The organism is Salinibacterium sp. SWN248, assembly GCF_015864575.1.
GTDB lineage: Bacteria > Actinomycetota > Actinomycetes > Actinomycetales > Microbacteriaceae > Rhodoglobus.
On record NZ_JADYWW010000002.1, the window covers coordinates 619,474 to 641,543 of the forward strand.

20 protein-coding genes and 3 tRNA genes are annotated in these 22,070 nt (G+C 60.9%); 8 read left to right on the forward strand and 15 right to left on the reverse strand.

Annotation, left to right across the window (positions count from 1 at the left end; translation table 11 throughout):
• The first annotated feature begins 208 nt into the window (after positions 1 to 208).
• The 3 genes from I6E73_RS12800 (at position 209) to I6E73_RS12810 (ending at position 2,651) form a co-directional block, all read left to right on the forward strand.
• The gene (locus tag I6E73_RS12800; RefSeq protein WP_197126092.1) at positions 209 to 421 is read left to right on the forward strand and encodes a hypothetical protein; all 213 of its coding nucleotides are present in this window, start codon (positions 209 to 211) and stop codon (positions 419 to 421) included.
• Positions 422 to 531: 110 nt separating this feature from the next.
• Complete coding sequence (locus I6E73_RS12805) at positions 532 to 1,605, forward strand: replication initiator (protein WP_197126094.1); 1,074 nt, start codon at positions 532 to 534, stop codon at positions 1,603 to 1,605.
• Positions 1,606 to 1,973: 368 nt separating this feature from the next.
• On the forward strand, positions 1,974 to 2,651 hold the full coding sequence (locus tag I6E73_RS12810; protein WP_197126096.1) for a hypothetical protein: 678 nt from the start codon (positions 1,974 to 1,976) through the stop codon (positions 2,649 to 2,651).
• Positions 2,652 to 3,484: 833 nt separating this feature from the next.
• Here I6E73_RS12810 and rhuM read toward each other — a convergent pair.
• The 7 genes from rhuM to I6E73_RS12845 form a co-directional block, all read right to left on the reverse strand.
• On the reverse strand, positions 3,485 to 4,444 hold the full coding sequence (rhuM, locus tag I6E73_RS12815; protein WP_197126107.1) for a RhuM family protein: 960 nt from the start codon (positions 4,442 to 4,444) through the stop codon (positions 3,485 to 3,487).
• 192 nt (positions 4,445 to 4,636) lie between these two features.
• Positions 4,637 to 4,710, reverse strand: a tRNA-Met gene (locus I6E73_RS12820).
• Between the two features lie 25 nt (positions 4,711 to 4,735).
• Positions 4,736 to 4,807: transfer RNA gene (locus I6E73_RS12825), tRNA-Thr, on the reverse strand.
• 99 nt (positions 4,808 to 4,906) lie between these two features.
• On the reverse strand, positions 4,907 to 6,514 hold the full coding sequence (locus tag I6E73_RS12830) for a peptidoglycan DD-metalloendopeptidase family protein (protein ID WP_307784311.1): 1,608 nt from the start codon (positions 6,512 to 6,514) through the stop codon (positions 4,907 to 4,909).
• A gap of 134 nt (positions 6,515 to 6,648) precedes the next feature.
• Entirely contained in the window at positions 6,649 to 7,449 is an 801-nt protein-coding gene (locus tag I6E73_RS12835; protein ID WP_197126109.1) for an inositol monophosphatase family protein, read from the reverse strand.
• Between the two features lie 87 nt (positions 7,450 to 7,536).
• Positions 7,537 to 8,652 (reverse strand): ion transporter, encoded by a 1,116-nt coding sequence (locus tag I6E73_RS12840; RefSeq protein ID WP_307784312.1) that lies wholly within the window; start codon positions 8,650 to 8,652, stop codon positions 7,537 to 7,539.
• A 58-nt stretch (positions 8,653 to 8,710) separates the two neighbouring features.
• A tRNA-Tyr gene (locus I6E73_RS12845) sits at positions 8,711 to 8,792 on the reverse strand.
• A 134-nt stretch (positions 8,793 to 8,926) separates the two neighbouring features.
• Here I6E73_RS12845 and I6E73_RS12850 point away from each other — a divergent pair.
• The 3 genes from I6E73_RS12850 to cls are packed head-to-tail and all read left to right on the forward strand — an operon-like array spanning position 8,927 to position 12,162.
• Entirely contained in the window at positions 8,927 to 9,415 is a 489-nt protein-coding gene (locus I6E73_RS12850; RefSeq protein WP_197108252.1) for a YajQ family cyclic di-GMP-binding protein, read from the forward strand.
• Positions 9,416 to 9,427: 12 nt separating this feature from the next.
• Complete coding sequence (locus tag I6E73_RS12855; protein WP_197126111.1) at positions 9,428 to 10,627, forward strand: sodium:proton antiporter; 1,200 nt, start codon at positions 9,428 to 9,430, stop codon at positions 10,625 to 10,627.
• Between the two features lie 59 nt (positions 10,628 to 10,686).
• Positions 10,687 to 12,162: a cardiolipin synthase gene (gene cls, locus I6E73_RS12860; protein WP_197126112.1), complete on the forward strand. Its 1,476-nt coding sequence runs from the start codon at positions 10,687 to 10,689 to the stop codon at positions 12,160 to 12,162.
• 56 nt (positions 12,163 to 12,218) lie between these two features.
• Here the strand turns inward: cls and I6E73_RS12865 are convergent, their stop codons facing one another.
• The 3 genes from I6E73_RS12865 to ubiE are packed head-to-tail and all read right to left on the reverse strand — an operon-like array spanning position 12,219 to position 15,546.
• A complete protein-coding gene (locus I6E73_RS12865; RefSeq protein WP_197126113.1) occupies positions 12,219 to 13,577 on the reverse strand; it encodes an FAD-dependent oxidoreductase in 1,359 nt (452 codons plus the stop codon).
• Between the two features lie 56 nt (positions 13,578 to 13,633).
• Positions 13,634 to 14,710 (reverse strand): polyprenyl synthetase family protein, encoded by a 1,077-nt coding sequence (locus I6E73_RS12870; protein WP_197126119.1) that lies wholly within the window; start codon positions 14,708 to 14,710, stop codon positions 13,634 to 13,636.
• A 26-nt stretch (positions 14,711 to 14,736) separates the two neighbouring features.
• The gene (gene ubiE / locus I6E73_RS12875) at positions 14,737 to 15,546 is read right to left on the reverse strand and encodes a bifunctional demethylmenaquinone methyltransferase/2-methoxy-6-polyprenyl-1,4-benzoquinol methylase UbiE (protein WP_307783970.1); all 810 of its coding nucleotides are present in this window, start codon (positions 15,544 to 15,546) and stop codon (positions 14,737 to 14,739) included.
• Positions 15,547 to 15,673: 127 nt separating this feature from the next.
• Here ubiE and I6E73_RS12880 point away from each other — a divergent pair, with 127 nt between their 5' ends.
• The gene (locus I6E73_RS12880) at positions 15,674 to 16,927 is read left to right on the forward strand and encodes an isochorismate synthase MenF (RefSeq protein ID WP_197126121.1); all 1,254 of its coding nucleotides are present in this window, start codon (positions 15,674 to 15,676) and stop codon (positions 16,925 to 16,927) included.
• Positions 16,928 to 16,977: 50 nt separating this feature from the next.
• On the opposite strand, the gene I6E73_RS12885 is transcribed toward I6E73_RS12880, so the two are convergent.
• The 4 genes from I6E73_RS12885 to I6E73_RS12900 form a co-directional block, all read right to left on the reverse strand.
• Positions 16,978 to 17,622, reverse strand: coding sequence for an arsenate reductase ArsC (locus I6E73_RS12885; protein ID WP_197126123.1), 645 nt, complete (start codon positions 17,620 to 17,622; stop codon positions 16,978 to 16,980).
• A gap of 111 nt (positions 17,623 to 17,733) precedes the next feature.
• The gene (locus I6E73_RS12890) at positions 17,734 to 18,558 is read right to left on the reverse strand and encodes a polyphosphate kinase 2 family protein (protein ID WP_197126125.1); all 825 of its coding nucleotides are present in this window, start codon (positions 18,556 to 18,558) and stop codon (positions 17,734 to 17,736) included.
• Positions 18,559 to 18,628: 70 nt separating this feature from the next.
• Positions 18,629 to 20,344: a 2-succinyl-5-enolpyruvyl-6-hydroxy-3-cyclohexene-1-carboxylic-acid synthase gene (gene menD, locus I6E73_RS12895; RefSeq protein WP_197126127.1), complete on the reverse strand. Its 1,716-nt coding sequence runs from the start codon at positions 20,342 to 20,344 to the stop codon at positions 18,629 to 18,631.
• Positions 20,325 to 20,657 carry a PLD nuclease N-terminal domain-containing protein gene (locus tag I6E73_RS12900; RefSeq protein ID WP_197108278.1) on the reverse strand — a complete coding sequence of 111 codons (333 nt, stop codon included), beginning with the start codon at positions 20,655 to 20,657 and terminating at the stop codon, positions 20,325 to 20,327. The genes menD and I6E73_RS12900 overlap by 20 nt, the downstream gene beginning before the upstream one ends.
• A gap of 55 nt (positions 20,658 to 20,712) precedes the next feature.
• On the opposite strand from I6E73_RS12900, the gene I6E73_RS12905 reads away from it, so the two are divergent.
• Entirely contained in the window at positions 20,713 to 21,063 is a 351-nt protein-coding gene (locus tag I6E73_RS12905) for a DUF4229 domain-containing protein (protein WP_197126129.1), read from the forward strand.
• 6 nt (positions 21,064 to 21,069) lie between these two features.
• Here I6E73_RS12905 and I6E73_RS12910 read toward each other — a convergent pair whose 3' ends face one another.
• Positions 21,070 to 22,068, reverse strand: a complete 999-nt coding sequence (locus tag I6E73_RS12910; protein ID WP_197126131.1) for a 1,4-dihydroxy-2-naphthoate polyprenyltransferase — start codon at positions 22,066 to 22,068, stop codon at positions 21,070 to 21,072.
• Positions 22,069 to 22,070: the final 2 nt, after the last annotated feature.

The following is a 22,070-nucleotide window of genomic DNA, read 5'->3' on the forward strand; positions in this document are numbered from 1 at the left end:
CGACTTCAGCCCTAAAGCCAGATCGAGTCTGGTGAAGAAACTGTACCCCCCATTCGGGATTTGAGCACTGTATTTCATCCACGTTGTCGCGGTGGTAACCGCGAAGGGAAGGGCGCCACGACCGATCTCGCGGTCCAGGGATGCCAATCGAGAAGACTTGGGAAACCGCGGGACGCGCTCCGGCCACGGATCTAGCTCGAACTATCTCGTGACCGCGCTCGCTATCAGCTCATTCAACCTGCGCTCGACAGCCACATTCTTCCTGAAGTTCAGAGGCTGGGCCATCGAGAAGCCCATCCGGGCACGCCGCCGAAAAGACGAGAACAAGCGACCTCTGGCTCGAACAGTATCCGCGACCAAAAGAGCAGTCCCGATGGACGGCGAAGAGACAGATCTCATCGAGATCTTCGCGCTCAAGTAATCGAATGAAGAAAGCGGTTTCACAGAATGAAACCGCCAGTGGTAGCTGAGGCGGGATTCGAACCCGCGACCTCACGATTATGAGACGTGTATCCGTTGTAGCCGCTCGTTATGCGAGCAGACACTTCCACCACCGAAACCGGCGCAGCTGAGGTTATCGCGCGCGGCTGCGTGCGCCCCATCAAGACCTCCACGGGCATCTGGGTGCGTTGCGGTTCTCGCATCAAAAGCAGTTGCGGCTCGTGCGCGGAACTGTACCGGGGCGACTGGGCATCCATCGCTCGCTCCGGCGTTTTCGACGGCCCGGTACAGAACTACCGCTTCTACTTATTGACGCTGACAGCGCCTTCCTTCGGTGCCGTCCACCGTGTGCCGCGTAGCGAGAAGAAGGCCGCGCCGGTGTGCGGTTGTGGCGTGCAGCACTCGGTGCAAGATGCTGGCTTGCGCGGTGTGCCGCTTCGCCCGTCAACCTACGACTACGCGGGGCAGACTGCTTGGAACCGTGACGCGGGGCTGTTGTGGGATCGCACGCGGCGGCGGTTGCGGGATCGCTGGGACTCGGTGGAGTACTTCATCGTGCGGGAGTGGCAAGACCGGGGCGTGCTGCACGTTCACGTACTGGTGCGCATCGAACGCTCCGAAGCTCCCAACGCTGCCGTCTTGCGTGACGCTGCGCGCTCAGCTGTCGCCTTCTCCAAGATCGACGGGGCGCGGGTCGAGTGGGGCGCACAAGCGAAGTGTGACGCGTTCCGGGCTGACGGTGACGGCGCGAAAACGATCTGGTATCTCTCCAAAGCGCTGAACTACGTCATGAAGGATGTCGTGCACCAGGGCGAGACGGTGCACCCTCGCGTCTGGTCGCATCTGCTCGCACTCGAGCAAGCAGCGCGGGCCATGCGTTGCGCGCCGGACTGTGAGCCGGAGTTCTGTCGTGGGCGCGTGCACGAGCGGTACGGCGCACGCTCTCAAGTGGTGAGCGCGTCCCGACGCACGAAGCACCGCCCCGGCTGGTCATTCACTGGCCTTACTCGCACGGTGCAGCGGCGGCTGCGGCTCGAGTGGTTTCTAGCGAACGTCGAATCATCGGCAGCTGCGGCACATCCAACGGAGCAAGTGGAGGCCGTCGAGGGCCGCTCGCTGCGTATCCGACGAGAACTAGCCCCCTGTGCGGCGGCGGTTCCGTGAGCGGGAAGGGAGGTGATGAGAATGGCTGAACCTGATTGCCAAATCTGCGCAATGATGGGCCTTCGCGCATGTGATGCGTGCGGAAACCCCACCCCGCCGAAAGAAGAACGTGACGCGTTTGGGCGCGAGTTGTGCGCGTACTGCGTCTGACTGGTGGATGTAGCCGGCTATGAAGGTGGCGGGCTGGGCGGGTGTCGCGCGTGGTAGCCCCGGAGGGGCGAACGCGCGGCCCCGCACGGCCACCCGCCTGCATGCCGGGCCATCAACCCGGCCACGCCGGGAAGCCAGCCACGAATCCAAGGGCAACCGTAGCGCGAAGCGCGAAGGGCGGCAGCAGCATAGGCGGTGAAGTGGTGCAGAATGTCACGATGGACGACATCTTGCAACTGATATCGACGCTCGCAGCATTGACAGCACTTACGTTTGCCGCTGTGACAGCGTTCGGCACGTTAGCCACCGCCGCTTTTACTGGCCTACTTTGGTGGGTAGCCAAGCGAGCGCTCGGCGGCACCAACACGCAACTACGGCTCCTGCGCGAACAAGCGGAGCGCGATGGTCGCCCGTACGTGACTGCGGATGTTGTGCCAGGGGTTCAAGGCGCGGGAACATGGGATCTTGTTCTTACGAATTCTGGTCGAAGCGTGGCGCTTGCAGTGAAGTTTTCGTTCGAAGACTGGGTGGCTAATGGCGAAGATGACTACATCACTGAGAATCTGATCCGGTTCCTCAAAGAACCCCAAACCTTAATGCCGGGCGCTCACAAACGAGTTATGTGGCGGGCTGACGCTGTAAAAGCCGCTAAGGCTTCATATCCACCGATCGGCGCCCCCGAGAATGGGAAGTTCTTGCTGACATACTCCGATGAGCTTGAGAAAGAGTACCGCTCAGAAATCAGCTTCAGCTTGAGTATCGTCGGCGCAGCTACGCCACTCCCTCAAGAAGGTTCAACGTCGAGTGACTCAGCTCCTGACGAGAAGAAGAGTCTCGCAGACATCAACCATGCGCTGCGAGCTCTAAATATTCATGTCGGACAACTCAGGCGGTAACGTCCGCATGGGCGTGGTTCACCAGAGTGCGATCCGCCCTTTCCTGCGCCGACCACGCCAGTCGACCCACTCGGTCTTGGCCCATTTATCGACCATATGTCTGGCGTCTGGTGACGGCGTATCAGTTCTCACCCACATGCCTGGTTCGTCAGGTGAAGGCACGAACAAGTCAACCACGAAGGGATTTGATTGCTGCACGCTCAGCGCTGGAACTGACGTGCGTTCCGCAATGACACCGGGAATGTGCACTGTGGCCGTCCGATGTTCCGCAGCTGCCATCGGCCTCGTTATTGTGATCCGCAGTTCCGAGGCGGATGACCCGCCTGAGTTATATACGCTGACCAGATCTTGCGCCCGCCGCGGATGGACAATGGTGAAGTTCGCAGGCAACGGGGCAGTCCTCGCAAGGTGCGCCGTGATCGCCTGCCACCCCGCGAAAGCGAGCGCCACTACGGATACTGCCAACGCGACGATGGATATGGTCACGGCCGTAGGGTCAGTCACGGCGTTTAGAGTTGGGTCCACAACATCATCTTCTCAGAGGCGGTCGATGTGGCCCAGGACTCGCCTTGATCTTGTATAGAAGATTTCGGGAGAACTCCGAATAGTTCGAATGACAGTGCTTGTGTCACAGGCTGTAGTCGCGAATTACGAAACTACGGGGCGAGGACTAAAAGGCCGATTTTCGATCTGAGCACATTTCGAGGGTCTGCTGAACCTTCAGCAGGCCCAAGCTTTCTACGCGTTACCGTTGCGAATCCGCACAAGTTCGTCAAAGGGCGCGGACTCCGCCCCGTCCGGACAGTGCTCGATGATCAACTCGTTAATGCTGCTCACCGTGCAGGCTCCGACAGCATGCGCACGACCAGCGCGACCATGAGCTCTTTCTCTTTGGGGTCGCTCATGGCAACCAGAAGAGTGATCGCGGCTAAGGCGTTATTCGAAATGCGGGGCAGGCCGTCAGAATCCAACAGAATTCCGTTGCGGCTGAGGAACGTGACGAAGAGAGCCGCCGCGCTGCGCTTATTGCCGTCAGACAGCGGGTGGTCCTTGATCACCAGGTACAACAAGTTTGCGGCTTTCAACTGCACCGTCGGGTAAAGCTCCTGACCGGCAAACCCTTGGTAGATCGACGCGATCACGCCTTCTAGCGATTGGCCGCGCTCGTAGCCGAACAGGTTGTCTTCAGTGAACTCTGCGCGAACCTCGGCGATCACCGATCGCGCTTCGTTAATAGTGAGCGTCCAGCCGGGCTTGGAGCCGGGCCCAGCATCGAGCTGTCCCGCGTCATAGTCACGGAGAAGTTGAAAGCTCGGAAGATAACCGGCCAGCACATCCGCGACCCCGGCAATTAGCTCGTCAGACGACCGCGCCAGAATACGCACGATCGATCCGACCTGTTCGAGACGCTGCTGGTTAAGCGCTACGCCGTCAACTACGTATCGAGTGAGTACATCACTTGCCCACCGGCGAAAGTGGATGCCCTCAGCCGACTTGACTCGATACCCCACAGACAGCACCATATCGAGATTGAAATGCTCGACTTTTCGTTCAACAACCCGGTCACCCTCGTGTTGAACTGTCGCAAATTTTGCGACAGTTGAAATATCAGCAAGCTCCTCGCTGCGGGCGTTGCCAATGTGCTTGCCAATCGTCTTCGCATCTCGCCCAAACAATTCGGCCATCTGTTGCCGCGTCATCCAGACGGTGTCACTGCCCGTTCGTACTTCCAAAGAAACGGAGCCATCCCGCGAACGATAGAGCTTAACTTCGCCAGCCGACTCGTCATTCATGACACAGTCCCTTCCAGATCGATCACGATCGCATCGATCGGTGCTCTCTCACAGGCTACCGGTGACCACCCGCATCAGGGCGAAGCTCTCCCCGAAGCAGAGGATTATCGAGTGCGTGACGTGGCACATCGTGAGCGTGACGCAGAGAGGCAGAACGCGGCAAATCTGCGGATTCTCGGGCATCTTTAGTTGTAGCTGAGGCGGGATTCGAACCCGCGACCTCACGATTATGAGTCGTGCGCTCTCACCAACTGAGCTACTCAGCCGCATCATCCAATTACTGGATAAGCGAGCCCCCTGTGGGAATCGGACCCACTACCTCTTCCTTACCAAGGAAGTGCTCTACCAATGAGCTAAGGGGGCACACAAAAGCGCTGAACGCGCAATTGGCACCGTAAGAGACTAGCACCCGTTTAGGGCCTCTAAGTACGCTTTTGGGCCAAAATCAACCCTGCAAGAAGATTAGTCGACAGCATTCGTCGTGAGCCACGCATAGGGGTCAACGGGAACACCATCGAGGTGCACTTCAAAGTGCAAGTGTGCGCCGTAAGCGATACCAGTTTCACCAACGAGACCGATGAAATCGCCGGCCTTAATCTCTTGTCCAACCACAAGCGGGCTGGAGTCGGTGATCATGTGGGCGTAGAGGCTTTCGACCTGCTGCCCGTTGATGACGTGACTAATGATCGCGTGATATCCGTAGCCCGACCAGTCGGCCTGAATGAGGTCAACGGTGCCGTCTGCGATTGCATAGATGGGTGTACCGGATGCGGCCGCAAAGTCTGTTCCCTTGTGGAAGCCGCCGACGCGATCGCCGAAACCATCAGTGATGGGGACCGTATAGGGGAACGGCCAGCGCACAGCACCGACAGTCGCGTTGTAGTCGTAGTCGACTCCCGCATACTGCAGCGCCAGAACTTCGGCGTAGGAGATGACCTTGATGCTGTCGTGGGCAGCGAGTTCGCTTTCGACTTCGCCCGACACCGCCAAGGACTGCGAGGGGCGAACGTTGTTGCTGAGGGCCGCGAGATCTGCTTCCGGAGCAATAGCCGCCGTGATTGCAGCGTCGCCATCCACGAACGCGTTCGAGGGCACCGAGACGCCAACCAGGATCGCTCCAGCAAAAAGCATGGCGACGAAGGAGAAGGCTTTGGATGCGGCCGCCTTCGTGCGGCGGCGGGGCGTTCCGCTTGGCGCGAATGCTGCACTCGAAACCCAGACGCGCTTCGACTTCACGGCGGAGCCACGTAGCGCGCGGGCAGCCGGAGCTGTGGCAACCTTCGTTGGCTTCGGCACACGAGCATTCTTGGCGGCTTTGCCCGACTTCGCCCGCTTCTTTCTCGGCAGATCTTGAGCAACGTGCGCAGCTGGGGCGACAGCCACAGAAGTGGATGCGATAGCCGGATCTGGGGTGATGCCAAAAATGCTGAGCGGCTCGTCGGACGAAGCCCGTTCAGCCACCAGATCCGACGCAACCGACGCGGTGGATGCGGGCACCGTCGTGATCGGCGCGGTGAAGAGTCGTTCTGAAACGGTTGGGGCTCCCGCTGCTGGCGCAGTGGCGCCGAGCACCGACGCCGAAACCGAGGCGGGCGCTGTGGGGATCGCCGGAACTGCCGCTGCGTTGGCCTGCTGCGCACGCAAAGAGCGTCGGCTGGGCAGCGAAGCTTCGACCACCGGGGCCGTAGTGATAACCGGAGCCGCTTCGACGACAACAGCCACGTCAATGGCGGGTGCCTGCTCAACCACTACCGGCGCGTGGTCGGCAGAGGGCTCATCCATCGAGTGCGGCGTAAACAGATCAGCGAGCACGGGAATAGTCGGCGCCTCCACCGACGGGGTAGCAGCGGACTGCTTCGTGCTGCGCTGCTTAGTGCCGTGCTTCTGCTTAGCGTCAAGCTGAGCGACACGTTCGAGCTCGCGCAGTTGCTTTCGAGTGAGCGGGGCGTTGCCCGCGGTTCCCGGTTGCTGTGGGAACAGGTGGTCCTGGCTCATAGAGCGAGACCGGCGTGACGGGAGGAGAGAGTCGCTGCGGCGCTGGCGCTCGTCAGTGACATTCTTCTCCTCCACGCGATTCACCTGCTAGGTGTGAATGCATAATTCGGGTATGAACCTACGCGCGTACGGGTTGCACGCAGGTAACAGATTCATAAAGGCTAGCGCTCAAGTGGTCTAGTTGCCACACCTTTTTAAAGTGGTCTAGTTCACGCGTCTAGCTGCGTTAATACTGCCTCAAGTTTCTGGGCAACTGCTGGTTCCGCAGCCAAGATAAAGTCCTTGCCTTCAGCCTGCGTTCCCCGGCCTTTCACCGTAGCGCCAGCCTCGCGCGCAATGAGCGCACCGGCCGCATGGTCCCACGGGTTCAGGCTTTCTTCGTAATACGCATTCACGCGCCCCGATGCCACCATGCAGAGGTCCAAGGATGCGGTGCCCATTCTGCGAATGTCGCGAACCTGGGGAAGCAGCCCTGCAACCACTCGCCCTTGTTTCACTCGCAGCTCTTGCAAATAGGAGAACCCCGTCGCTACCAAAGCCTGTGAGAGGTCTACCGCTTCGGCCACCTGAAGTCGTTCGCCGTTGAGGAACGCACCGCCGCCGGCCGTGGCGGTATAGGTCTCCTGAGCGCCAAGATTCACGACAGCCCCGGCGAGCGCGCGCCAGGTCGAAGGGTCGGGGTCGCCTTCGACAACGGCAACGCTGATGGCGTAGTGCGGGATGCCGTAGAGGTAGTTCACGGTGCCGTCAATGGGATCAACAACCCAGGTCAGTCCGCTCGTGCCCGTATTCGCTTCGCCTTCTTCGCCCAAGAATCCATCGTTGGGGCGCGCGGCGGCAATCAAGCTGCGTATGAGTTCTTCGCTTTCGCGGTCGGCGAAGGTCACGACATCCACTGACGATGTCTTGCGATCGGCAACGGCGACACCTTCGATGCGGCGCCGAGCGGCGAGCTCTGCCGCCTGCGTGGCAACGCTGCGGGCAAGGTCGAGGAGTTCGTCATGAGGCATGACTTAAGCCTAGGGCTCAGCGGAGGATGCGCGACCCGCACCATAAGAGCCCCGGCAACAGTGCCGGACCTACTCGGCGGAAGAATGTCATCCGATCGCGGGTGAAGTCAGCGCACCGTGCGCATTGATCCGAGCGCGAATTGAACGAGAGAGAGCGAGGGCAGCCTGATCGTCGGCGGCGCGCTGTTCAGCCGCCCCATCAGAGAGCCCCCTAATCAGTGCCATATCGGCGGCGAACAACGTTCGCGCCCAGTCTGCGTGCGACAGTTCTTTGTCACCGGCGAGCGCCTCGTGCAGTCGCTGCGCTTCCTCTTTCAACGCTGCGGAAGTTTCGATACCCCACACCTGAAGAACTTCGTGCGGAGCAGAGTCTGTCGCCGACAACCGAGCTAGGCCGGTGGATAGCAGGGCGAGCTCGTCGTCGTCCAATTCCAAGGCCAGGCGCGGACTCTCTTTTTCCGCCTCAGCGCCTGCTGCCTCTTCGCGCTCCACGCGCAGCGATTGCATGGTGTCGACGATGACGGCAATAAAGAGGTTGAGTGTGATGAAGGCGGCGATCAGGATGAACGGCACAAAGAAGAGCCACGCTAACGGCATCACTTCCATGATGGGGCGCACGATTCCCATCGACCAGCTTTCCAGCGTCATGATCTGGAACAGCGAGTAGGTTGACTTTCCGATATCACCGAACCACTCGGGGAAGGCCTCCCCAAACAGTTCAGTTGACATGACGGATGCCACGAAGAAGACGAGCGACATCAACAGCGCGATAGCGCCGATACCGGGGAATGAACGCAGCAACGCTTCCACGACCATCCGCACTTGAGGCAGGAATTTCACCACTCGCAGGATCCGCAGCACCCGCAGTGCACGAAGCACCGAAAGTGGCCCAGAACTCGGAACTAGCGCGATCGCGACCACGATGAAGTCGAAAACGGTCCAGCCATCGGTGAAGAAGCGTTTCGGGCCGTAGGAGACGAGCTTGAGCAGCAGCTCGATAACGAACACCACGAGCGCAATGCTGTCGAGGGCATGAAGCACGTTGTAGGTGGTCGTTCCCTCCTCGGCCGCGGTAGCGAGGGCAATCACCACGGCGTTCGCGATGATAACGGCGAGTACGAAGTTCTGCACTGCGGCTGAGTCAACGAACTGCGCTAACCGATGACGAAAAGACGGGCTCTCGGGAGATGAAGTTAGAGTCACGCGCCTATTATTCACGAAAGGCCCCACACTGTGCGCGCGGGGCCTTTCGGTATCTCGGTGGCGAGTGGGGGATTCGAACCCTCGAATGCGATGCAGTCTGATTTACAGTCAGATCCCTTTGGCCACTTGGGTAACTCGCCGAGACGCCTCCGGCCACATGTATTCATCTGACCGAACGCGCTGAACCAGAATACAAGGAATCCGAGCTTCACGTGACCACTTCGCCAAAACTCGCCTGTGGGAGTTCCGGGCTGACCCCGGGTAGCATGGGCGCATGGCTGATTCTTCGTTTGACATTGTGAGCAAAGTTGACCAAATGGAGGCGGAAAACGCCGTCAACCAGGCGCAAAAAGAGCTTGCTCAGCGTTACGACTTCAAGGGCGTAGGCGCCTCGGTGGAGTGGACTGGCGAGAGCCTCCTCCTCAAGGCGAGCGCTGAAGAGCGCGTGAAAGCGGTTCTTGAGGTGCTCGAGGCCAAGTTCATCAAGCGCGGTATCTCGCTTCGCAGCCTCGACGCGGGCGAGCCTTTCCCCAGCGGCAAGGAATACCGCATCGAGATCAGCCTCAAGAACGGCATCTCGTCAGAAGACGCCAAGAAGATTTCGAAGATCATCCGCGACGAAGCTCCCAAGAGCGTCAAGTCGCAGATTCAGGGCGACGAACTGCGCGTGCAGTCGAAGAGCCGCGACGACCTTCAGGCCACGATGGCACTACTGAAGGGCAAAGACATCGAAGTCGCTCTCCAGTTTGTGAACTTCCGCTAAGACTCCCCCAGCATGGATGTTTTCCTGCTGATCTTTGCTGCGACCCTGCTGGTTGCGGTGCTGTTCTCTGCGCTCGCGGGGCGAACAGTACTGTCGGCCGCTGTGCTGTTTTTGGTTGTCGGCTTTGTGATCGGCTCGGAGACAACGGGCATCCTCGATATCGATTCGTCGTCGACCGAGGTCTCGACAATCGCCGAGATCGCACTCTTTGTAGTGCTGTTCACTGATGGCATGAAGATGGGCTGGGGTGACCTGCGCAAGGCGTGGCGACTTCCCGGTCGCGCTCTCGGGTGGGGTTTGCCTCTCACTCTCGGCATCACAGCGGTATTGGCGCATTTCATGCTGGGACTGGATTGGCCTGAAGCGTTACTGATCGGCGCGATCCTTGCCCCCACAGACCCGGTGTTCGCGGCCGCCCTTGTCGGCAACAAACAGGTGCCGGAGCGGTTGCGTCAGCTGCTGAATGTGGAGTCGGGCGTCAACGACGGTTTAGCGCTGCCCTTTGTGGTCGTGTTCTTGGCTGTCAGCTCGGGCTCAGAAGATTTGCACTTGGGCGAGCTGGGAATAGAACTTCTCGCGGGCACCGCCATCGGTATTGCGGTGCCGTGGATCGTCATCAAGGCCCTCCACACTCGGCTGTTTGCTGCTGCCGGCGTCTTCGAGCCGATCGTGCCGATCGCTATCGGCCTCTTGGTGTTCGCACTGGCAAGCTATACCCACGCGAACCTCTTCTTGGCTGCGTTTGCCGCTGGTGTGATGGTGGCAACGGTGGGACAGAAGGAGCGCGAAGCCTTCGAGGAGTTCGGCGAGATCATTTCCGAGCTTCTGAAACTCTTGGCGCTCATGGTCTTTGGCGCTCTCTTGTCGTTCAAGTTCTTGGGCGAAATCGCGTGGACGGGCTGGCTCTTCGCCGTGCTCGCGCTGATCGCTGCTCGCCCGATCGCGTTGTACTTCTCGTTCCTAGGCTCTGGCCTCTCCATGCGTGAACAGGTCGCCGCCATGTGGTTCGGGCCCAAGGGCTTCGCCTCAGTGGTGTACGTGCTTGTCGTGGTCTCGGCCGACATCCCTGCTGGCGACCTTATTTTCCACATCGTGGCGCTCACGATTGCGATGTCGATCATCGCCCATTCGTCGACGGATGTCGTGGTGGCTCGATCGTTTGTCGAGCCCGATGAGACCCCGGCTTGGCAGGGCCCTCCCCCGCGCTGGTAGCCGCCGCGTCACCGCGACCAGGCAGTCGGTTACTGGCGAGAACTCGGTAGACTTCGCCCATGGACCTGAGCGGCATCGACTTCAGCTTTACAGCGGTACTAGCTGCCTTTCTTGTGCTTCTCGACTTCGTGATTCGGGTGCTGTCGCTCATCTACGTTCCGCGCAATCGGCGACCGCAAACCGCCATGGCGTGGCTGCTGGCTATCTTCTTCATTCCCTATGTCGGCATCCTGTTGTTCTTGATTTTCGGCAGCCGCAAGCTCCCCAAGGGGCGACGCGATAAGCAGTCCGAAATCAACCAGTTCATCGTCGAGTCCACGGAGGGCATGGACCAGGTCAAACAGGATCAACCATGGCCGCCATGGCTTGCTCCCGTGGTGGAGCTCAATCGCACGCTTGGCGCGATGCCTCTCGTGGGCGGCAACTCTGCAACGCTCTACTCCGACTATCAAGAATCGTTGGAGGCGATGACTGCAGCGGTCAACGATGCCAACAACTACGTTCATGTTGAGTTCTACATTCTGAGTCTCGACCCCACCACTGCGCCATTCTTTGACGCGTTGGAAGCTGCCCACAACCGCGGTGTTCGGGTGCGCGTTCTGCTCGATCATCTGGCGTCGCTTCGCGCTCCCGGATACCTCACCACCATCCGTCGCCTCAAGAAAATCGGTTTGCAGTGGGAGGTCATGCTCCCCCTCCAGCCGCTCAAGTGGAAGTTTCAGCGCCCTGATCTGCGCAATCACCGCAAGCTGCTCGTCATCGACAACAAGCTTGCGTTCACGGGTTCTCAGAACATGGTCGATTCCACCTACAACAAGCGTGTGAACAAAAAGCGCGGATTGCAGTGGAAAGACCTCATGGTGCGTTTTGAGGGACCGATCGTTGCGGGAATCCATGCCCTCTTCATCACCGACTGGTACAGCGAAACCAACGAACTCTTAGTGCGTGAGGCGTCGCTGGCACCTCCCACCGCATCCACAGCGAGCCTCGATGCTCAGGTTGTGCCGAGCGGCCCTGGCTTCGAAGGAGAGAACAACCTGCGGCTGTTCAACTCGTTGCTCTATGCCGCTCAAGAGCGCGTGATCATCACGAGCCCGTACTTTGTGCCCGACGATTCGATGCTCTACGCCATCACTACTGCCGCGCAGAGCGGTCTCGATGTGCAGCTCTTCGTCTCGGAGGTGGGCGACCAGGCTTTGGTTTATCACGCGCAACGCAGCTACTACGAGACGCTGCTTCGTGCCGGGGTAAGAATCTGGCTCTACCCCACCCCAACGGTGTTGCACGCCAAGCACTTCACCATCGACGATCAAGTCGCGGTGATTGGCTCGAGCAACATGGACATGCGCTCGTTCAGCCTCAACCTTGAAATCTCGGTGATGGTTCGCGGGCCGGAGTTCATCGCTGAGATGCGCGAGCTCGAGTCCGAGTATCGCGGTGTCAGCCGCGAACTCACCCTTGAGGAGTGGATGAAACGACCACGACGGTCCAAGGTGCTCGATAACCTCGCGCGGCTCACCGCCGCCGTTCAGTAACGACAGCGGCACGTCACGCCGCATTCGGCTTTCCGTGGGCGATCGGCCCTGAACTGCTATTCCGAGTTAGTGGCTCTGGATGCCGCGATCATCTCGTCGCGGTCGACGAGCTTGATGCGCGCGCGGCCCTCAGGCTCACCGAGAGCGATCTCGTGGGCATCCAGCGACTGCCACCCCTGCAGGTTCGTGTACTCGACACCACGGCTCGTGAGGAGGTCGATGACCGACTGCTCATCGGGATGCTCGGGAGCCGACCAGTTGGCCTGATCATTCATGACGTGGCTGATGGTTTCCATCGCGTCAGACTTGGTGTGGCCGATGAGACCGACTGGCCCACGCTTGATCCACCCGGTCGCATAAACGCCATTGACCTGTTCGTCGTTGTCGTCGATGACTTGACCCTCGCGGTTGGGGATCACTCCGCGGCGGTCGTCGAACGGGATGCCGTCAAGCGGTGATCCGAAGTAGCCGACAGCGCGATACAGGCTCTGAACCGCAACCTCACGGAACTCGCCGGTGCCGACCACTCCGCCTTCACCATCGGGCTTCGTGCGTTCGTAACGGAAGCCTTCAACGCGATCGGTGCCGAGCACCTCAACGGGGCCAGCGTAGAAGTGCAAGTGCAAGCGGCGGGATGCCGTGCCCTTTTCTTCGCCACGCCACTTCGTGAAGATGCGGTCGAGCACCATGATCTGTTTGTTGGATTCGATGGCCGCTTTCGAGGCAGCGTCGTAGTCGAAGTCTTCTTCGTACACGACGAGGTCGACGTCGTTGAGTTCGCCGAGTTCGCGCAGTTCGAGCGGCGTGAACTTCACTTGCATCGGTCCACGGCGGCCGAAGACGTGCACGTCGGTCACGGGGCTCGATTTAAGGCCCTCGTAGACGTTGGCGGGGATCTCTGTCGGCAGCAGGTCATCCGCGTGCTTAGCGAGCATTCTGGCGACGTCAAGGGCGACGTTTCCATTGCCGATGACGGCGGTCTCTTTCGCGTCGAGGGTCCACTCGCGCGGAACGTCGGGGTGACCGTCGTACCAGCTGACGAAGTCGGCGGCACCGTGGCTGCCTGGCAGCTCGATTCCGGGAATCGGCAGCGGGGCATCCCGCACAGCACCGGTCGAGAAGATCACGGCGTTGTAGTGCTTCTTGAGGTCGTCGAGCGTGATGTCGCGACCGTACGTGACATTGCCGAAGAGGCGGATGTTGCCGGTGTCGAGCACGTCGCGCAGCGCATTCACAATGCCTTTGATGCGCGGATGATCGGGCGCGACACCGTAGCGCACAAGACCGTATGGTGCCGGCAGTTGCTCGAACAGGTCAATCGACACTTCGAACTGTCGCTCCGCCTTCAGCAGGATGTCGGCAGCATAGATTCCGGCGGGGCCAGCACCAACAATGGCGAGTCGCAGTTTGCTCATCAGTTGTCGTTTCCGTTCATCTCGGGGCGCCCGGGGCGCGGGCGAGTATGGAGTAGTTAGTTCGAGCGTTCGACGACGTTTTCGGCGAAGCGCGTGAGTGCCTTCTTGACGGGACCATCGGGCAGCGGCGCAAGAGCGTCAACAGCTTCGCGACCCCAACGACGGGCTTCGTCCAACGTTTTCTTCGTGACGGGATGCTCGCGGAGCTCGGTCACGGCGGCATCGAGAGCTTCGTCGTCGCCTTCACCATAGAAGTTGGCATTCACGTCGCGCTCAATGCGGGTCAACAACTCGGCAGCATCGCTGTTGGTGACGGCGAGCTCGCGCAGGTACAGCAACGGCAGCGTGGCAACGCCACTGCGCAGATCGGTTCCCGCCTGCTTGCCCGTCTTGCCGGTCTCATCAGACAGATCAATCACGTCATCGATGAGCTGGAAGGCGATGCCGACCTTTTCGCCGAACTCGCGAACCGGCTTCGTGTACTCCACCGGCGCATTCGAGAACATCACGCCAACCTCGGCGGCGGTCGCAATGAGCGACCCCGTCTTGTCGGCCAGTACCTGCAAGTAGTGCTCAACAGGGTTCTCGCCCGGCTTCGGGCCGAGAGTTTCGTGCAACTGCCCGAGACACAACCGCTCAAACGTATTCGCTTGCAACATCAGGGCCTCTTCGCCGAGACCCGCGACAAGCTTGCTGGCCCGGGCGAACAACAGATCGCCCGTGAGGATCGCCACGGAATTGCCCCACACACTCTGAGCGCTCGGAACACCGCGGCGCAACTGCGCTTCGTCCATAACATCGTCGTGGTAGAGCGACGCGAGGTGAGTGATCTCTACGGCTTGAGCCGCCGTCACCACATCAGCGTTATTGCCCTCACCAAGCTGAGCCGTGAGCAGCGCAAGCACCGGACGCACGCGCTTGCCTCCCGCTTCGAGCAAGTAGCGACTCGTGGCATCCGCAACGTCGTCAGCAAAGGCCATGTGGGCCAAGAGGCCGGCCTCGACCTGATCGAGACCTTCCTCAATCGCGGCAGCAAAACGACGCTCATCGCTCGAGGCAAAGAGCTTCTCGCCCAAGCCCAGTGAGGAGCTCAGGGTGTTGCTGCGGCGAGCAGACGGAACACTCGGGTTCACTATCAACCGGTTTCTTTTGCGAAGCGCTACGGCTTCGGTGTGCTGTCAGAAGAGGTCTTGGGCGTCTTGGGCATAGTGATCGTCTTGATCGGACGAGTGGCATTGCCCTTGCGCTTAGCGACGGAGGCCAGCACTGTTTCATCAACAGGCTTGTGGCCACGGTGCATGGCAACGATGCCTGCGGTGAGATTGCGGTACGCGACGCGAGTGAACCCGGCAGCCCGAATCCACTGGCTGAGTTCGCCCTGGTCTGGCCACTCGCGAATCGACTCGGCGAGGTAGGTGTAGGCCTCAGGGTTCGAGCTTGAACGATCAGCAATGATCGGCATGACGCGGTTCAAATACGTGAAGTAACCGGCACGAACAATCGCGACGGGAGGCTTGGAGAACTCGGTAATCACCAGACGGCCACCGGGCTTGAGAACGCGGTACATCTCCGAAAGCGCTGCGCGCGGATCGTTGATGTTGCGCAGACCGAAGCTGATCGTGACGGCGTCGAACTCATTGTCGCCAAACGGCAACTGCTGAGCGTCGCCCTGAATGAACTCGATCTTCTTGTGACGCTTGCGGGCCTGTTCGACCATCCCGGTCGAAAAATCGAGACCCACAACGCGGGCACCGTTGCGGTGCAAAGCTGCCGAGCTTGTGCCCGTGCCAGCCGCAATATCGAGGATGCGTTCGCCCGCTTCTGGGGCTACCGCGCGCACTGTTGCAGCGCGCCACAGCACCGCATTGCCGGCGGAAAGGACGTTATTTGTGCGGTCGTAGTGTTTTGCGACACCATCGAACATTCCGGCTACGTCTTCCGGTCGCTTGTTCATGTCAGCCTTACCCACATCACTAGTCTAGGGCGCTCAGAGCGGATGCTCACTTTCCTGCCCGCAACTGACAGGTACTCTGATACTTGGGAGACATTGTTGGGGCACAAGCCGTCCGGTCACGGGCAGAATCGGAGAAGGTGCCATGGCTAGCACCCATGCCGTCCTGAGCAGTGTTACGCGGCCAACTGCAGCCGTAGATCGACTACTCGACTGGATCACCCCGCAGCATCCTCTCGGCTTCATTCGCGATGGCGATGGGCTTGTCGGCATTGGCGAATTGCTGCGACTCGAGTTCCGCGGTGCCACCCGATTCACCGAGGCTGCAGCCGCCTGGAACGAGCTCTCGCGCACCGCCATCATCCACGACAGCGTGAAGAGAGCTGGCACCGGACTGATCGCCCTCGGCAGCTTCGCGTTCGCCGATTCTTCGGATGCCGTGAGTGTGCTGATCATTCCCCGCATTGTTGTCGGGAGCCGCGACGGCATCCAATGGGTAACCACCATCACTTCAGGAGAAGCCAGCGGCCTTCCCGTCACCTCGGATGGCCTTCCCTCGGCGCCCCACGAACCCGCCGGCGACCCCGTGCACATTTCTTTCATCCCCGGCGAGATGAGCGCGAAAGATTTCACCAGAACCGTTAAAGCTGCCCTGCGCGAGATCTCGCACGGCGCCGCAGCCAAGATCGTCATCGCGCGGGACCAACACGCTGCGCTGCCCGAGAACGCCGATCTACGCATCCCCCTGAGCGCCCTCGCCGCGCGCTACCCCGACACCTTCACCTTTGCCGTCGACGGACTCATCGGCTCAAGCCCCGAAACCCTTGTGCGAGTGCAGAACGGCGCCGTCAGTGCGCGCGTGCTTGCTGGCAGTGCCGCGCGCGGCGGGGACCGCATCTCCGACGGGCGAGCCGCCGGAAGCCTCATGAACTCCCCCAAAGATCAGAAAGAACATGCGCTCGCGCTTGCCAGCGTCATGGATGCGCTCGCACCGCTCAGCAGCGAACTACATGCGGCATCCGCCCCCTTCACCCTTCAGCTGCCCAACCTGTGGCACCTCGCGACTGACATCGATGGCCGGCTCCGGGAGCACGCGAGTGCGCTCGACCTGATCGAGATTCTGCATCCGACCGCGGCCGTCGCTGGCACCCCAACGCCCGACGCCATCCGCATCATCGATGAACTCGAAGGATTCGACCGCGGGCGTTACGCCGGCCCTGTTGGTTGGGTGGATGCCCACGGCAACGGCGAATGGGCTGTTGCGTTGCGCTGCGCCCAAGTGACCGGCACGCGCATCACGGCCTACGCCGGAGCAGGAATCGTGGCGGGCTCTGACGCCAAGAAAGAACTCGCCGAGACCGAACTGAAATTCCGCCCCATCGTCGAAGCTTTCGGCTAGCGACGCGGGCAAGCCGCCGCTGCCGCCTCCTCTGCTGCCGTCGCCGGACGCTAGGGCGCGATCTCGCGCAGTAGTTCATCCACACGTGCGCGGATCTCATCGCGCACCCGTCGCACTCCGTCGAGGTCGAGGTCGGCAGGGTCAGTGAGCTGCCAATCGAGGTAGCGCTTGCCCGGGTAAATCGGGCAGGCGTCGCCGCAGCCCATCGTGATCACGGCATCCGCAGCACGCACGACATCGTCGGTGAGCGGCTTGGGAAAATCGTCGGTAAGGGCGATGCCCTCTTCTGCCATCGCATCGACGACGAGAGACAGGATGCTCGCGCCCGGCTCTGATCCGGCGGAGCGCACGTGAACGCGCCCCTTGCCGAGCTCGCGAAGCCACGCTGCGGCCATCTGCGAGCGCCCGGAGTTCTGCACACAGACAAAGAGCACCTCAGGCACCGTCTTCGGAATCACGCCCTTCGCCTGAGCGAGAGCAGCGAGGCGGTCGTGCGCAAAGCGGTAGGCGAGGCTCGCTAGGTGCGTCGAAACTTTCGCGGTGCGCGCGAGCGCAGCGTAGGACTCGAAGAGAACGCGCTCGATGGTTTCCTCGCTCACGAGGCCGTCGTACTGCACCGCAAGACGTTCAGCGCCGCGGCGAAGAACGTCGTTGGGGTCAGTAAGCGGAAGTTGACCAGAAGATGGGGTGCGCATGATTCCTCGTTTCGCTTGAACACTCAAAGCATAGATGAACGTCTATGTATTTTCGAGTGTTAGCGAGCAGATTCATTTCCCGTTCACGAACGGCCAGCCCCCACCAGCCGACTAGCTGTTCGCGAGTCGCACTTTCTCAGCCTCGACGTCATAGTCGGCGCTCGGCCACTGCAGGTCAAGGCTCTCCAACGCTTCGAGCAGAAGCTGCTGAACAGCCCAGCGCGCGTACCACTTGTGGTTCGCCGGAATCACATACCAGGGAGCGTTCTTGGTCGTCGTACGGCGCAGCGCGATCTCGTAGGCCTCCTGATAGTCATCCCACAGCAGTCGCTCGTCGACATCGCCCGGGTTGTACTTCCAGTGCTTCTCGGGGCGGTCAAGTCGCTCTTGCAGGCGGTCCTTCTGCTCGTCAGCGCCGATGTGCAGCATGACCTTGATGATCGTCGTGCCCTGCGCGATCAATTCGTTCTCAAATTCCTGAATGATGCCGTAGCGCTCTTCAACGGTCTCGGGCGTTGAGAACCCACGCACGCGGTGGATGAGCACGTCCTCATAGTGCGAGCGGTCAAAGACCCCGATGAAGCCCGCCCCGGGAAGTTCTTTGCGAATGCGCCACAAGAAGTCGTGTGACTTCTCCTCGACGGTCGGCGCCTTGAAGGCATGAATCTGCACGCCCTGCGGATCAACCCCGCCAATCACGTGGCGCAGGATGCCGCCCTTGCCCGCGGTATCCATCGCCTGCAGCACGAGCAAAACGCGGCGCTTGCCATCGAACTTGCTCTCGGCGAAGAGCCGCTCTTGAAGCGCAGCGAGACGTTCGCCGTTTTTCTTGAGAGCTTTTTCGGCATCCTTCTTGTTGCCATCAAACTCAGGAGTGGATGACGGATCGATGCTGGCAAGCTCGAAATCAGCGGTGACAGGCGTGAGTGTGCTCATGCCTCAAGGCTACTCGGCACGCTTCTCAGCGCTAGGGGTACCTGGCCCAACTGCGGCCAGGGCATCGACGTTAGCGGCCGAGCGGAACCTCGATGATGGTCGGCTCGGGGTGAGCAGACAAGGCCTGATCAAGTTCGCCCCGCGTTGCCGCAGAAACATAACGCCAGCCGTACGCGACAGCGAGCGCCTCGATGGAGGCGTTCTGTTGCGTGAGCAGCACCCGGTCGAAACTGTCGCCAGCCTGGCTCGCCACCTCGAGGCCGTCGAAGATGGTGCCGCCGTTGTCGTTGCCGACAATCACTTGGATGCGCGGGCGAGGTTCGCCAACGCCAAACATCAGCGCGCCCACATCGTGGAAGATCGCAAGATCACCAAGAAGCACACGAGTGACTCCCTCGTTGCCAGCTTCGGCTTGGCTCGCGAGCGCGATTCCGAGAGCGGTCGAGATCGTGCCGTCAATACCGGCGAGGCCACGATTGGAGTGCACCGAAATCTTCTTGCCCGGCACCACACGATCGACCTCGCGGATCAGTCGTGACGCGCCAAGGACGAGACGATCGTGCGGCCACGTGGCACGCCAGACGGCTTCGGCGAGCATCCGCCGGTCAACGGGGGTGCGCACGATCGCGAGTTCTGACTTGGCGTGGGTTCCGGCATCCGCTTCGATGTCAGGGGCGATGCTCTCAGTTTCGAGCAACTGGCGGCTCGACATCACCCAGCGACCCAACCACGCGCGATCGGTGGCTTCGCCCGAGACCGAAACCTCATCGACAAAGAGGCGAACGCACCGACCAGGGTTGTAATCGTCGGCCGACGGATGCCGCACCACAATGGTTTGCACCCCACGACGCTGAATGAGCGCGGGAATCTCTCGGCTGAGAGTCGGATGCCCGAACACGATCACGCGTGCCACCCGGTCACCGAAGTTGGCGGCATTCAGCAGCTCCCGGTACGCGACCACGAGGTTGGGCCCGAAATGGGCTCCACTCGCGACCTCCGCAATGAGCGGTGCGCCGAGCTCGCGGGCTACTTGCTCGGCGCGTGGGCCAGCGCCGGTGCCCGCAATAACGACGGTGGCGGGCGACGGTGAGATGGCGAGATTTGTGGGAGCGCCCGGCGACTGATGCGTGGTGGTTTCAATCACAGGATCGAGGTCGCTGAAGAGATCGGGAAAGACGGGCTCGCGCGTGCCTGACGGTTCGGGAGCGACGTCTTTCGCGCTGGGTTGCCACACGAACGGCGCAGACAGCGGGTCGTCGAACGACAGATTGAGGTGAACGGGGCCATTGACCGCGGCGACAGCATCGCGAGCGAGTTGCGCTGCGGCATCCATCTCACCATCAGCGCCGGTCGGCGCTTCAACATCCCACGTCTGGTGCACCGCGGTGCCAAAAATACCCGGCTGCTGCGTGGTCTGGTTGGAGCCAATACCGCGCAAGGAGTCGGGGCGGTCGGCGCTAATGATGATCAGCGGAACGGCCGAGTGGTGCGCTTCAAGAACGGCGGGGTGCAGGTTGGCGACGGCGGTGCCAGAGGTGGTGACGACGAGCACGGGCGAGCCTGTTTCGACGGCAAGCCCCAAGGCGAGGAAGGCACCAACGCGCTCATCGATGCGCACGCGCAACCGCAACAAGCCGTGCTTCTCGAATTCGGCAGCAGCCAGTGCGAGAGCCTGCGAGCGCGAGCCTGGGCTCAGCACAACGTCTCGAACGCCGAGACGAACGAACTCTTCGAGAAGGGCTACCGAGAAGTTGGTGGCTGGAGAGTTAGTTGGTCTTATCGTCATCGTCGAGATCTGCAAGTTCCTGTTCGAGGCGGCGAATGCGCTCATCTTGTTCTTCCTGACGGCGCATCTTGCGCAAGAAGTCAGGATCATCGTCGGGGGCAACAGTGCGCGTCTGTCCAGAATTGGCACTACGTGCCTTGCCGAGCATGAACCAGAGCACCACTCCGATAACCGGCAGCAGCAGGATCACAATGATCCACAACACCTTCGGCATAGCGCGAACCCGGCTGCGTTCGGTAAGGATCACATCCACAATGGAGAACACGTCTACCGCGACGATCGCGAAAGCGAGGACGACCAATAGGCGAGGCATGCCACCATTCTACCGCTCGCAGTCTGCACGCGGGTTGCGAGCCTAGACTGTTGCCGTGAAACCTTGGATCGCCTACTCTCTTCTCCGCGTCGGAGTCTTCGCCGCAGCCTTTACCGTGCTGATGATCGCGAACGTCGAGCCGTGGATCGCCGCCCTCATCGCCGCAATTCTGGGATTCGCCATTTCGTATGTGTTTTTTTCCAAGCTGCGGGATGCCGTGGCTCTCGACCTTGCCTCCCGCCGCGGACGCCCCGCCCACGATCCTGATCGTGACGCTGAGGATGCCGCCGCCGACCGCGATGCTGCCGAAGCAGACGCTGAAGCAGACGCGGAGTCCGAAACGGAAGCCAGCGCGTCACCCACCGAGCAGAGCACGACGCCAACGCCTCGCAACGACTCCCCGTAGCGACGCCTAGAACGCGATTGCTGCCGCGAGCCCCAGCCCAAACAACAGCGCGGTGAGCCCGGTGAGGCGCAGAGCCAAGATCAGCTCGGCTGGCGTTTTTGCCGTGAGCACGATCACGCAGGCGGGCAGCGCCACGAGCAGTACGAAGTTCACCAGGTAGGCGTTGAAGTACAGCAACGAGTAGACGCCCAGGATGCCGAACGGCACGAGCATCGCTACGACGTAGAAGATGCGCGATGGCAGGTTGCCCATCCGCACGGCCAGTGTGCGCTTTCCGGCGATCTTGTCTTGGGCGATATCGCGGATGTTGTTGACCATGAGCGTTGCAACGGCAAACAACCCGACAGCAACGGCCGCCAACCACGACTCAAGATTCACGGTGCCAGCGAGCACGAACGTGGTGCCGGCGGTCGCGACAAGGCCGAAGAAGATGAAGACGAATATTTCACCGAGGCCGAGGTAGCCGTAGGGGCGTTTGCCTCCCGTGTAGAAGTAGGCGGCGATGATGGCCGCAGCACCGACGGCGAGCATCCACCAGTGTCCGCTTCGCACGACGATGATGAGGCCGGCGATGGCGGCGATGCCGAACCAGACGAACGCTACAGTGATGACGGTGCGCGGACGGGCGGCACCGGAGGCGGTGAGGCGACGAGGACCAACGCGGTGGTCATCCGTTCCCCGCACTCCGTCGGAGTAGTCGTTGGCGAAGTTCACTCCGATTTGGAGCGAGACGGCAACGATCAGGCAGAGCAGTGCGCGAGCCCAGTGCCAGCCGGCGCCATCGTCTTCGTGAGGAAGCACGTAGGCCGCCGCTGTACCCAGCGCAACGGGGGCAAAAGCCAAAGGCAACGTTTGGATGCGGGCACCGCTGATCCAATCGCGCGCGGTGGCTTTGGCAATCTTGGGTGCTTTCGGCGGTCGAGGACCTGGGCGTCCGCCCTTTTTCTTCGCCGCGGAGGCGGAAACGGTTGCGGGGTCGATGCGTTGCTTTTTAGGAGAGGCCACGG